This is a genomic window from Marmoricola sp. URHA0025 HA25, assembly GCF_054059435.1.
The window spans coordinates 2,263,902-2,275,584 of the sequence record NZ_JBSSCD010000001.1 but is presented as its reverse complement, the minus strand read 5'-3'; the positions used below and the strand labels follow the sequence as shown (position 1 = coordinate 2,275,584).

The 11,683-nt window shown below is 70.7% G+C and carries 15 protein-coding genes; 8 read left to right on the top strand and 7 right to left on the bottom strand.

The window, feature by feature from the left end; all coding sequences use genetic code 11:
* Positions 1 to 21: 21 nt before the first annotated feature.
* The gene (locus tag ACVW00_RS11215) at positions 22 to 1,005 is read left to right on the top strand and encodes a GNAT family N-acetyltransferase (RefSeq protein ID WP_457110975.1); all 984 of its coding nucleotides are present in this window, start codon (positions 22 to 24) and stop codon (positions 1,003 to 1,005) included.
* Between the two features lie 148 nt (positions 1,006 to 1,153).
* On the opposite strand, the gene ACVW00_RS11210 is transcribed toward ACVW00_RS11215, so the two are convergent.
* The 4 genes from ACVW00_RS11210 to ACVW00_RS11195 are packed head-to-tail and all read right to left on the bottom strand — an operon-like array spanning position 1,154 to position 4,675.
* Positions 1,154 to 2,221, bottom strand: coding sequence for an NAD(P)H-dependent flavin oxidoreductase (locus ACVW00_RS11210; RefSeq protein WP_457110974.1), 1,068 nt, complete (start codon positions 2,219 to 2,221; stop codon positions 1,154 to 1,156).
* Positions 2,218 to 3,012: a CoA-transferase subunit beta gene (locus ACVW00_RS11205; RefSeq protein WP_457110973.1), complete on the bottom strand. Its 795-nt coding sequence runs from the start codon at positions 3,010 to 3,012 to the stop codon at positions 2,218 to 2,220. The genes ACVW00_RS11210 and ACVW00_RS11205 overlap by 4 nt, the downstream gene beginning before the upstream one ends.
* A complete protein-coding gene (locus ACVW00_RS11200) occupies positions 3,009 to 3,896 on the bottom strand; it encodes a CoA transferase subunit A (RefSeq protein WP_457110972.1) in 888 nt (295 codons plus the stop codon). Before ACVW00_RS11200 ends, ACVW00_RS11205 begins: the two co-directional genes overlap by 4 nt.
* Positions 3,893 to 4,675 (bottom strand): enoyl-CoA hydratase family protein, encoded by a 783-nt coding sequence (locus ACVW00_RS11195; protein ID WP_457110971.1) that lies wholly within the window; start codon positions 4,673 to 4,675, stop codon positions 3,893 to 3,895. The genes ACVW00_RS11200 and ACVW00_RS11195 overlap by 4 nt, the downstream gene beginning before the upstream one ends.
* A 103-nt stretch (positions 4,676 to 4,778) precedes the next feature.
* On the opposite strand from ACVW00_RS11195, the gene ACVW00_RS11190 reads away from it, so the two are divergent.
* The 6 genes from ACVW00_RS11190 to ACVW00_RS11165 all read left to right on the top strand — a co-directional run bounded on the left by ACVW00_RS11190 (position 4,779) and on the right by ACVW00_RS11165 (position 9,364).
* On the top strand, positions 4,779 to 5,528 hold the full coding sequence (locus ACVW00_RS11190) for an SDR family oxidoreductase (RefSeq protein WP_457110970.1): 750 nt from the start codon (positions 4,779 to 4,781) through the stop codon (positions 5,526 to 5,528).
* A gap of 46 nt (positions 5,529 to 5,574) precedes the next feature.
* Positions 5,575 to 6,489: an SDR family oxidoreductase gene (locus ACVW00_RS11185; RefSeq protein ID WP_457110969.1), complete on the top strand. Its 915-nt coding sequence runs from the start codon at positions 5,575 to 5,577 to the stop codon at positions 6,487 to 6,489.
* Positions 6,490 to 6,529: 40 nt separating this feature from the next.
* Positions 6,530 to 7,513 carry a YihY/virulence factor BrkB family protein gene (locus tag ACVW00_RS11180; RefSeq protein WP_457110968.1) on the top strand — a complete coding sequence of 328 codons (984 nt, stop codon included), beginning with the start codon at positions 6,530 to 6,532 and terminating at the stop codon, positions 7,511 to 7,513.
* Positions 7,514 to 7,578: 65 nt separating this feature from the next.
* Positions 7,579 to 7,854: a hypothetical protein gene (locus ACVW00_RS11175; RefSeq protein ID WP_457110967.1), complete on the top strand. Its 276-nt coding sequence runs from the start codon at positions 7,579 to 7,581 to the stop codon at positions 7,852 to 7,854.
* 63 nt (positions 7,855 to 7,917) lie between these two features.
* Entirely contained in the window at positions 7,918 to 8,268 is a 351-nt protein-coding gene (locus tag ACVW00_RS11170; RefSeq protein ID WP_457110966.1) for a hypothetical protein, read from the top strand.
* 4 nt (positions 8,269 to 8,272) lie between these two features.
* Complete coding sequence (locus tag ACVW00_RS11165) at positions 8,273 to 9,364, top strand: potassium channel family protein (protein WP_457110965.1); 1,092 nt, start codon at positions 8,273 to 8,275, stop codon at positions 9,362 to 9,364.
* A gap of 13 nt (positions 9,365 to 9,377) precedes the next feature.
* Here ACVW00_RS11165 and ACVW00_RS11160 read toward each other — a convergent pair whose 3' ends face one another.
* The 3 genes from ACVW00_RS11160 to ACVW00_RS11150 all read right to left on the bottom strand — a co-directional run bounded on the left by ACVW00_RS11160 (position 9,378) and on the right by ACVW00_RS11150 (position 11,183).
* Positions 9,378 to 9,551, bottom strand: coding sequence for a hypothetical protein (locus ACVW00_RS11160; protein ID WP_457110964.1), 174 nt, complete (start codon positions 9,549 to 9,551; stop codon positions 9,378 to 9,380).
* Between the two features lie 307 nt (positions 9,552 to 9,858).
* On the bottom strand, positions 9,859 to 10,575 hold the full coding sequence (locus tag ACVW00_RS11155; RefSeq protein WP_457110963.1) for an FAD-binding oxidoreductase: 717 nt from the start codon (positions 10,573 to 10,575) through the stop codon (positions 9,859 to 9,861).
* Entirely contained in the window at positions 10,572 to 11,183 is a 612-nt protein-coding gene (locus ACVW00_RS11150; protein WP_457110962.1) for a sulfite oxidase-like oxidoreductase, read from the bottom strand. The genes ACVW00_RS11155 and ACVW00_RS11150 overlap by 4 nt, the downstream gene beginning before the upstream one ends.
* A 136-nt stretch (positions 11,184 to 11,319) precedes the next feature.
* Between ACVW00_RS11150 and ACVW00_RS11145 the strand changes: the two genes are divergently transcribed.
* Entirely contained in the window at positions 11,320 to 11,637 is a 318-nt protein-coding gene (locus ACVW00_RS11145; RefSeq protein WP_457110961.1) for a hypothetical protein, read from the top strand.
* Positions 11,638 to 11,683 lie beyond the last annotated feature (46 nt).

The following is an 11,683-nucleotide window of genomic DNA, read 5'->3' as shown; positions in this document are numbered from 1 at the left end:
ATTTCGATCACACTCCGGGACATGGAGCTGGTCGAGTTCGGTCCGGACGACGCCACGCACTTCGACGCGTTCCTCGCACTGACCCTCGAGACCGACGCCATCGACTGTCCGTGGGAGCTGCCACGGACGCCGTTGCGCCAGCGGATGTACATGCGGCACAGCTGGGAGGGCGAGCCGGGCCGCTGGTTCCTCGCCTACGACGGGCGGCGCCCGGTCGGCACGGCCGTGATCGACGCGAGCGACTACGACAACCTCGAGATGGCGTGGTTCACCCTGCGGGTGGCGCCGGCTCACCGGCGCCGCGGGCACGGAAGGCAGCTGCTCCGGCTGCTGGAAGGACAGGCCGACGAGATGGGGCGGCCCCTCCTCGGCATGGACGGCTGGGACAGCGAGGCGACGCGGGAGTTCGCCGCAACGACCGGCTATGCCCTGAAGAGCGCGGAGATCCGCCGGATCCAGCGGATCGAGGAAGCCCCCGATCCGGTGCCGATCCGGGACGACGCCGTGCGCATGGCCGCCGACTACGACCTGGTCCGGATCGAGGGCTGCTCGCCGGCAGACCTGCTGCCCGGGATCGTCGACCTCACGGCCGCGATCAACGACGCCCCCATCGACGACCTGGAGTGGGAGGACGAGGTCTACGGCCCTGAGCGCGTGCGTGCCTACGAGCACGCGCAGATCGAGTCCGGCTTCCGCTTCCGGCGGATCGTCGCCCGGCACCGACCGACCGGTGAGCTCGCCGGGCACACCGTCGTCGTCGTGGACGCCGAGAGCCCGGAGGTCGCCGATCAGCACGACACCAGCGTCGCCCGCAGCCACCGCGGCCACCGCCTCGGACTGCTCCTGAAGGCCGAGATGCTGCTCTGGCTCGCCGCCGAGGAGCCCCAGGTCGAACGGATCTTCACCAACAACGCCGAGTCGAACCGCTACATGATCGCCGTCAACGAGGCCCTCGGCTACCGCCCCGCCGGCCGGATCCTCGAGTTCCAGCGCCGCATCCGTTGAGTTGGGCCTCCCTGACCGTCGAGTTGGGCCTCCCTAACCTTCGAGTTGGGTGTCAGCAACCGAGCACCCGTGCCCATTCCCGATTCGACGGGCCGTAACCCCCAACTCGACGGCCACTTACCCCCAACTCGACGATCGGGGGAGTGGCTCAGGCAAGGTAGGACTGGGTACGCCGGAGCTCGGCCGCGGCCTGGGTGACCACGCGGTCGATCAGCTGCTCGCACGTCGGCAGTTCGTCGATCACGCCGACCACCTGCCCGGAGGCCAGTACGCCGGCGCCGGTGTCGCCCTCGACGAGACCCGCCTTGAGCATCATCGGCGTGTTCGCGGCGAGCACCATCTGTGCCCACGACCGGTCCGAGCCGTGCTTCATGGCGCGACCGTCGGCGGCGAGCTGTCGCCAGGACATGCCGCTCATCTTCTTGAAGGCGAGCGTGCGTCGGACGGTGGGCCCGAGGCGCCTGAGCGCGCGCGAGTCCTCGACCGACTCGACCAGGTCGGTGCGCAGCATCCGGTGCGGCATGCCGTCTACCTTGGCCGTCACGACGGTGCCGTCGAGGTCGGCCTCGAGGTAGCGCTGCTTCACGGCGTCCGGCACCGTCGAGTCCTGGGTCAGCAGGAAGCGGGTGCCCATGCCGACGCCGGCCGCGCCGTACGCGAGCGCCGCCGCGAGCCCGCGCCCGTCGAAGAACCCGCCCGCGGCGATCACCGGGATGTCGACGGCATCGAGCACGGTCGGCAGCAGCAGCGTGGTCGGCACGCTGCCGGTGTGGCCGCCGCCCTCGCCGCCCTGGATCATCACCGCGTCGGCGCCCCAGCCGGCCACCTTCTTCGCATGCTTCGCAGCGCCGATGCTGGGGATCACCACGATCCCGTGCTCCTTGAGCATCCCGATCAGCTCGGGCTTCGGCGCCAGCGCGAAGCTGGCGACCTTGACGTCGTGGTCGACGAGCAGCCGGCAGCGGTCGGGAGCATCGCCTGCGTCGGCGCGCAGGTTGACGCCGAACGGCTGGTCGGTGCGCTCCTTCACCTCGACGATGGCCTTCTCGAGCTCTGCGAAGGTCATCGTGGCGGAGGCCAGGATCCCCAGGCCGCCGGCGTTCGCCGTACCGGAGACCAGGCGTGGCCCGGCCACCCAGCCCATCCCGGTCTGCACGACCGGGTGCGGCACGCCGACCAGGTCGGTGAGCGGTGTCCTGAGGAGCTGGTCGATCACGGCTTCATCTCCTCGGGGACCTCCCGCTCGCGCAGCTTCTTCGGGTCGAGCATCTCCCGGATGATCACCAGCTCGGAGTACGACGGCTCACGCGAGGTCGGCACCTCGTCGCTGATGTCGAGCTCGAAGCCGGTGGCCTCCCGTACCTCGTCCACGGTCACGCCCGGATGGACGCTGAGCAGTCGCACGGTGTCGTCGGCACCCCGGACGTCGAAGACGCCGAGGTTCGTGACGATCCGGTGGATGTCGTTGTACCGGGCGGCCGCAGGACCGGCCTCCTTCGCCCGCTTCGGACCGACCCCGGAGACGGTGTCGACCTCCTCGACGAAGACTCGCGGCGAGTGCTTCGGCACCCAGTACGACGTCCGGTTGTTGACCGTGTTGCCGGGCGCACCGCGCGAGCCGAGCAGCTGTCGCTTCGGCTGTGCGAAATCGCCGATAGCGGAGATGTTCTGGTTGCCGTGCCGGTCGACCTGGGTGGCGCCCATCATCACGTGGCGCTTGCCGTGGGCGACCACGTCGAACACCTTGCGGAACGGGATCCAGCCCTCGACCACGTCGCCCTTCGCGAACAGCGGCGGCACGCCGGCGAGGAACAACGACTCCCCGTCGGAGATCACCAGGTCCGGGTTGGACGTCAGCTTGGCCAACCGCACGCCGAGCATCGGCAGCATGCCCATCGGGCTGGCGAAGATCTCGCCGTCGTCCTTGAAGGCATCCGCGATCGCGGCCGCGCACACCTCCGCGCGCGTGATCTGTCCGGTGGTCGAGCCGGTCGAGACCTCGGTCATGCCTGCTCCTCTGCGAACGCCGCGACTGCGGCCTGGTAGGAGGCTTCGTCCCCGGTGAGGAACCGTTCCTCGAACGCCGCCCAGAGCTCGTCGTCGGCAGCGGCCGCCGCGTAGTGCTTCTGGAACCTCTCGTCGCGCTCGTAGTCCGGCGTGCAGGTCGTGAAGTGCGCACCGTTCGGGGTCTCCACGACGCCCGCGACCATCATCCGACTGACCAGCAGCCGCTGGACCGCCGAGTCCACCGTGAGGCCCGCGGTGTCGACGATCTGCTCGCAGCTGACGAACGCCTTGTCCGCGGCCATGCAGAACAGGTCGTCGAAGTACGGGTCCGGCCCCAGGTACGCGGCGTTCCCGTGCACGTCCGCGCGGTTCAGGTGCACCAGGGCGACGTCCAGCTTGAGCGCAGGCACCGCGACCAGCTCCTCGAAGTCACCGTCGGCATGGGCATACGGGCTGGTCACCGTCCGGATCTGCGGGTTGTTCACCAGTACGTCGGAGCCGAGCCCCGCCCGCATCGGCAGGAACGGCAGCCGTTGCGCCGCGGCGTACAGGCCGGTCTGGAACATGCCCTCGTCGAGCTCGACGACCTCCGGGATCGTGGCCTGCTGTCGCGCGCGCTGGAAGTTCGGCTCGAGAGGGATCGAGTCGAGCGACACGAACGCGTAGACCAGCTTGCGGATCTTGCCGGACCGCGCGAGCAGACCGACGTCGGCTCCGCCCCAGCTGACGACCGTCAGGTCCTTCAGGTCGGAGCGGAGGATCGCCCGGACCAGCGCCATCGGCTTGCGCCGCGGGCCCCAGCCGCCGATGCCGACGGTCATGCCGTCCTCGATCTGGGCGACGACCTCGTCGATGCTCAGCTGCTTGTCTCGCGGCTTGCTCACGTGCCCGCCTTGTCAGTCTCGGCGCTCTGCCCACTCTTCGCCGTCCCGGCGAAGGAATCCCGGAGCTCGTCCGAGACACCCATCAGGTTGAGCTCCATCGTGAAGCCCTGCTCGAAGCGGTAGCTCTTGTTGACGTCGACCGGGTCGATGCCGTTGAGCGCCTCCTTGGCGGCGCGGATGACCCGGGTGTCCTTCTCGGCGATCTCCCCGGCCAGCGCGAGCGCGGTCGCGTCGAGGTGGTCGCGCGGGACCACGTCGTACACCGAGCCGTGCTGGACCAGGTCGGCCGCGGGGATGGTGCGCGCGGTGAAGTACAGCGTGCGCATCAGGTGCTGGGGGACGAGCCGGGCGAGGTGGGTCGCTGCGCCGAGCGCGCCCTGCTTCACCTCGGGTACGCCGAAGTAGGCGTCGTGACTCGCCACGACGATGTCGGCGTTGCCGGCCAGGCCGACGCCACCGCCGAGGCAGAACCCGTGGACCGCGGCGATCACCGGCACGCGGCACTCGTAGACCGCCTTGAACGCGGCGAAGCAGCCCTTGTTCGCGCCGATCAGGGCGTCGAAGCCGTCGGTGTGCTGCATCTCCTTGATGTCGACGCCGGCGTTCCAGCCGCGTCCCTCGGCCCGCAGCACGACGACCCGGGTGGCCTGGTCGGCTCCGGCCTCGTCCAGCTCGGTCGCGAGGTCGAACCAGCCCTGCACGGGCAGCGCGTTGACCGGGGGATGGTCCATCGTGACGACCCGGATCCCGTCGTCACGCAGCTCACTGGTGATCGGCATGCGGTGAGACCTCTCGGTGGTTGAGCCTGTCGGGACGGGACCGCCGGCCCGGTGGTTGAGCCTGTCGAAACCAAACCAAGCATTTGCTTGGTACCCTATCAGCATGCCGCTCACCCTGGACCTCTCCGGCCGCGTCGCGCTGGTCACCGGCGGCTCCCGCGGCATCGGCCGCGGGATCACCGAGGTCCTCGTCGCTGCCGGCGCCACGGTCGTGACCTGTGGCCGCTCCGAGGCCGACCCGCTGCCCGGCAGCACCCACGAGCAGTGCGACGTCCGCGATCCCGACTCGGTGGCCGCCCTCGTCGACGGGATCCTCGCCCGGCACGGCCGCCTCGACGTGCTCGTCAACAACGCCGGGGGAGCGCCCTACGCGCTGGCCGCGGACGCCTCGCCGCGCTTCCACGACAAGGTGCTCGGCCTCAACCTGCACGCCCCGCTGCTGGTCGCGCAGGCCGCCAACGCGGTGATGCAGCGCCAGGACAGCGGCGGGTCGATCGTGAACATCTCCTCGGTCAGTGCCCTGAGACCCTCACCCGGCACGGCGGCGTACGGCGCTGCCAAGGCCGGGGTCGACTCCCTGACCCGCACGCTCGCGGTGGAGTGGGCGCCCAAGGTGCGGATCAACTCGGTCGACGTCGGACTGTGCCGGACCGAGCAGACCGGCGACCACTACGGCGGCGACGACCGGGTCGCCGCGATCGAGCGGACCATCCCGCTGCGACGGATGGCCGAGCCCACCGAGGTCGGCCACGTGGTCGCGTTCCTCGCCAGCGACCTGGCCTCCTACGTCAGCGGCGCCCAGGTCGCCTGCCACGGCGGTGGCGAGCCCCCGATCTTCCTCTCCGTCGAGTAGCCAGCCCGTCCCCCTCGAGTCGTCAGTCCGTCAGCAAGGAGCAGCAGTGAGTCGTCTTCTGGAAGGTCGCGTGGCGATCGTGACCGGAGCAGGTCGTGGCATCGGCCGCGCGCACGCCCTGGAGCTGGCGCGCCACGGCGCCAAGGTGGTCGTGAACGACTTCGGCGTCTCGCTGGCCGGCGAGGGCACGGGGGAGTCGCCCGCGGACGAGGTGGTTGCCCTGATCGAGCAGGACGGCGGCGAAGCGGTCGCCAACGGCGCGGACGTCGCCGACTTCGCGCAGGCCGCGGCGATGGTGCAGCAGGCGATCGACACGTACGGCGGCCTCGACATCCTGGTCAACAACGCGGGGTTCGTCCGCGACCGGATGCTGGTGAACACCTCCGAGGAGGAGTGGGACGCCGTGATCCGCGTCCACCTCAAGGGCCACTTCGCGCCACTGCGGCACGCCGGTGCCTACTGGCGCAACGAGGCCAAGGAGGGCCGGACGCGGGCCGCCCGCGTCGTCAACACGTCCTCGGGCGCGGGCCTGCAGGGAAGCATCGGGCAGACCACGTACTCCGCCGCCAAGGCCGGCATCGCGGCGATGACCCTCGTCGCGGCTGCCGAGCTCGGCCGGTACGGCGTGACGGTGAATGCGATCGCCCCGGTCGCCCGGACCCGGATGACCGAGGGCGCGTTCCCCGAGATGATGGCCACCCCGGATGGTGAGGTCGCGTTCGACAGGATGGACCCCGCGAACAACTCACCGGTCGTCGCGTGGCTCGCCTCCGAGGAGGCCGGCGACGTCACCGGTCGCGTCCTGGAGATCGAGGGCGGTCAGCTCTGCGTCGAGCAGGGATGGGCCCACGGTCCGAGGCGCGACATCGGCCGCCGGTGGGAGGCGACCGAGGTCGCGGAGGCGGTCCGCGCGCTGATCGCCGAGGGCGCCGCGCCGGAACCCGTCTACGGCACCAGCTAGCTCCCGGCCTATGGCGCTCCGGGACCGTACGGTAGGCGGCATGGCAGCGGAGAGCGAGGCCCGCGCGACTGCCGGGCAATGGTCGCTGCTCCGGATCCGGCGCGGCATCTGGCGGATCGTCGTCCTCACCGTCGGCACCTGCCTGCGCCACCGGGTGACCGGCCTGGCCGCCGAGGCCGCCTTCTTCGCGGTGCTCTCACTGCCGCCGCTGATCTTCGCGCTCGCCGGTTCGATCGGCTACGTGTTCGCCCAGCTCGACAACAGCCAGATCGCCGACGTGCGCTCCACCGTGCTCGACCTCGCCGGGCGCGCGCTCACCCCGGAGACCGTCGACAAGATCATCCGGCCGACCCTCAACGACGTCCTCAAGGGCGGCCGGTACGACGTGATCTCGATCGGCTTCATCCTGGCCCTGTGGTCGGGCTCCCGGGCGCTCAACGTCTTCGTCGACACGATCACGATCATGTACGGCCTCAGCGGGCATCGCGGCATCATCCGCACCCGGGCACTGTCGTTCCTGCTCTACGTGCTCGGGATGCTGACCGGCGTCGTCACGATCCCGCTCGTGGTGGCCGGCCCCCGGGTCGTGGCCCGGACGCTTCCCGATCGGCTGCACTTCCTCAACGGCCTGTACTGGCCGACGGTGATGCTGCTGTGCGTGGTCTTCCTCACGACCCTCTACCACGTGTCGGTGCCGGTGCGGACCGCCTGGCGCTACAACGTCCCCGGAGCGGTCTTCACGATGTTCTGCTGGATCGTGGGGTCGGCCGTGCTGCGCTTCGTGCTGGTCGGCACCGCACAGGGCTCGACCTCGATCTACGGGCCGCTCGCGGCCCCGATCGCGGTGCTGCTGTGGCTCTACATCCTCTCCATTGCGGTACTCATCGGTGCCGCGCTCAACGCGGCCTTCGACCAGATCTGGCCGCAGAAGGAACTGGCCTCGGCGCGGTCCGAGCTGCTGCACCGGCTGAGCCTCGACGCGGTGCTGCCGTGGCGTGGTCCGCATGACGAGAGCGAGGCTTAATCACATGCACACATGTGCCTGCGGAAGTACATTCGAGTCGTGAACTCCGCAGGAGCGGCGTGCCCGTGAGCGCCGAAAGAGTCTCCCGGCTCGACCCCTGGGTGGGGTGCGTGGTCGGGGGTGAGCCCGGCGTCGCCCGGGTGCTCACCGATCAGGGAGAGGTGCGCGCCAGCTACAGCGGTGCGATGCTCGCCCGCATCGCCTGTGACCGCGGTTGCGTGCCCGAGCCGGGGCACTGGGTGGTCCTGCGTCGCTGGTGCGACAACCGGATCACCATCGAGGACACCTGGACCGGCCCGGCCGGCGCGAAGGTGATCCCGCTGCACGGCCGTCGTCGCTGAGCGTCGTCCCCACTACCGGGGTCGCTGCCCGGACACACCCACCCTGCGTGCCATGCTCTGCGTGTGGGAAACGTGACGCTGCCGACCCCGGTGTTCCTTGCGGGCGGCGCCTTCTGCCTCCTGGCCGGTTATCTCACCGGAGCCGTCGTCGGACCCGACAACGAGCACGGCCAGACTGCCACCGTGGTCAGCTTCGAGACCGGCACCGCCAAGCTGTGCCTGCAGGGTGACGCCGTCAAGGACGAGCCCGGGGTCAAGGACGGCCTGCTCTGCGGCACGTGGAGCCACTCGACGGGGTCCGTCACGCCGCACAAGGGCGACACGTTCAGGTTCGTCACGATGGACACCTCCCGGGTGAAGGGCTCCAGACCGCGCGACACCACGGTCATCTACGGGACCGTGGTCGGGGACTGAGGACGTGGTCGCCGACGCGAAGGTGGTGACCGGTCAGCTGCTGCTGCCGGCCTCGACCCGCTCCCCGTGGTGGCGGCTCACCCAGCGCATCCTGCTCGCCCTCGGCGTCCTGGTCGTCACCGTGCTCCTGGTCTACTTCGACCGCGACGGCTACCGCGACAACGCCGATCCGGGGAGCCACTACGCCGTCGGGCTGGTCGACGCGATCTACTACACGACGGTGACGCTCAGCACGACCGGGTACGGCGACATCGCGCCCGTCGCCGACCACTCCCGGATGATCAACGCCTTCGTCGTCACTCCGCTGCGCGTCGCGTTCCTGGTGCTGCTGATCGGCACCACGCTCGAGGTGCTTGCCGCGCAGGGACGTGAGACCTTCCGAGCCGCCCGATGGAGGAAGCACATGGACCAGCACGTCGTGGTGATCGGATACGGCACCAAGGGCCGGAGTGCCCTGGACACCTTGGTCAGCAACGGCGTGTCCAAGGAGGAGGTCGTGGTCGTCGACCCGAGCAGCGTCGCGCTGGGGGAGGCGCATGCCGCCGGATTCGCGGTCGTCACCGGCGACGCCAGCCGGCGTGACGTCCTGCGGCGCGCCGGCGTCGACCGCGCGCGTCAGGTGATCATCACCACCGCCCGCGACGACACCGCGGTGCTGGCGACCCTCACCGTGCGCCAGCTCAACCCGGACGCGTACATCGTCGCGGCGGTCCGCGAGCAGGACAACGTGCCACTGGTCCGCCAGAGTGGAGCGGACGCCGTGGTCACGTCCTCGGACGCGGTCGGCCGGCTGGTCGGGCTCTCGTCGATCTCGCCCCCGCTCGCAGCCGTGCTCGAGGACCTGCTCACCTACGGCGAGGGCCTCGAGGTCGCGGAGCGTGAGCTGCTCGTCTCGGAGGTCGGCAAGGCGCCCCAGTCGCTGCCCGACCAGGTCATCGCCGTGCTGCGGGACGAGAAGGTCTACCGCTACTTCGACCCGACGGTCACCCAGCTGGCCCGGGGCGACCGGTTGATCGTCGTCAGGCCTTCGAAGGAGCTTCCATGGGCGCCGAGGCCCGGCACGCACGGCGAGACGCTCGCCGACGACGCCGACTGATCGCGGAGCCCAGTCAGCGGTACAGGACGTCGTCGCAGCCGGCGCACTCGTAGCGGCGCACCTCGAAGGCGTCGTCGTACTCCACCGACCGCAGGTGCCACGTGTGCTCGTGGGTGACCAGGCGCAGCAGCGGCGTCTCGGGTGGGTCTGACGGCTCCGGCGTCGCCGGCACGGGAATGACGCTCACACTGCCCACCTCCATCGGATCGGGCGCGCGGACGACCGCGTCGCACCGCCCAAGTGCCCCGATTGTGCGCGTCGCAAACGCTCGCGGCTGCAGCGACACACCGTGAGGTGCAGCGAGGCGGCGCCGCTCCGGATGCTGGGGGTAACACCGGAGCGACGCCACTGCGCCCGCTCCCTCGTGCCTTCCGTGACGGACGCGTGCCGATCCTCGCGAACCAGTCGGGCAGGCGTCTGTAGCCACTTCTCGCCACGGCCGGGCGACCGATCGGCGGAGACAAAGCGGGCGTCCGCCAGGGTCGCGGGCAGCCTCAACCGGTCGCGCCGAACTGCTCGACCCGGATCGCGTCGGTGGGGAAGCCCAGCTCGGCCAGCGTGCGCACGGCGTACGACGCGAAGCCGACCGATCCGCACACGTAGGCGCGCTCGGCTCCGGTGACCAGCGGCTCCAGCTCGGAGGGGTACGGCGGAGCGGCGACCCGGTCGCCGAGGTTCTCCCGCGTCAGCGCGACCATCGCGCCCGCGGCGATGAGCTCGTCGACGTAGGGGAGCTCGAGGTGGGTGCGGCCGACGGCGCAGATCCGCAGCCGGTCGGCGAACCCGAGGCGACGTGCGTACCGGAGCATCGAGACGATCGGGACCACGCCCGTGCCCCCGGTCAGGCAGATCGACGAGGGCTCGCCGGTCCACGTGAACCAGCCGCCGATCGGGCCGCGCAGCTCGAACTCGTCGCCGACCCGCGCCTCGTCGTGGAGGTGCCCGGACACCTCGCCGCCGGGCAGGCACTCGACCATGAGCTCGAGGAGCGCGTCGGCCGGGTCGGAGGCGACGGAATAGTCGCGCTGGGCCGTGTAGCCGTCTTCGGCTCGCAGCCGCAGGGCGCAGTGCTGTCCGGGGACGAAGTCGAAGCGCTCGGCGAGATCGAGGCGCAGCCTGACGAGCCGGTCACCGATCCGCTCGAGCTCGGCGACGCGGGCGGTGGTCCACGGTCGCGGCGTGACGGCGTCGTCGGTGGCCGCGGCCGTCACGGGTCTCCCTGGTAGCGCTGCTCGAGCCAGGGATCGCCGCGGTCGTGGTAGCCGTTCTGCTCCCAGAAGCCTGGCCGGTCCTCGGCCATCAGCTCGAGCCGGGAGACGAACTTCGCCGACTTCCAGAAGTACAGGTGCGGGACCAGCAGGCGGACCGGGCCGCCGTGCTCGGCGGTGAGGGGTCGCCCGTCGTACTCCCACGCCAGCCACGCCTTGCCGCCGGTGACGTCGGCGAGCGGGAGGTTCGTCGTGTAGCCGGTCGTCGAGTGCGCCATCACGTACGCCGCCTCCGGCAGCGGCCCGGCAAGCGCGAGCAGCTCGTCGACGGCGAGACCACCGAAGGTCACGTCGAGCTTGGACCACGACGTGACGCAGTGGATGTCGCCGAAGTACGTCGACCCGGGAAGGGCGTGCGCCTCGCGCCAGCTCCACGTGTGCGGCCGCTCGACGAGGCCGTCGACCGTGATCGTCCACTCCTCGGGAGGGATCTGCGGTGTCGCCTCCGCGGTGAGCACGGGCCAGTCCGAGCCGGTGTCGTACTGGCCGGGCGGGAGCCGGTCGGGGCGGTCGGGCCGTCGCTTTCCCGAGAAGCCGCGAGTGACGGACATGAGGACACCGTAGAGGACCTTCGCTCGGGAGTGTCCGCGGACCTCGTGGCCCGCTGCTGGCGCGGCTTGGGTACGGTTGCGCCGCGGGTCGAAAACAGCGTGCCCCAGCCCCCATCTCTTCCCTGGAGGCCCTGGCATGCCCGGACGCCGCCTGCCCGGCTCGCCGCGCGCCACCCGCGCGATGATCGACCTCCTCTACGCCGTGGGATCGTGCGCGGGCGTCGTCGGCACCTGGGAGGTCAGCGGCCAGCAGGAGGGTCTGGTCGTGCGACTGCGGACTCCGCAGACCTACGACGCGGAGCCGGCTGCGATCGAGGCGGCGAAGACGATGATCAAGAGCGTGCTTCCCGGTGGCGAGGAGACCGTGTCGACGATCGCCACCGCACGGGTCGAGGGACGCACCGCTCCGCGGTGGCGCGGTGTCGCAGAGGTCGTCGTCGCGCCCTCGGGCTGACCTGCTTGCTGCCCGGACGACTGGGTACCTCCGCGGTGAACGGGAG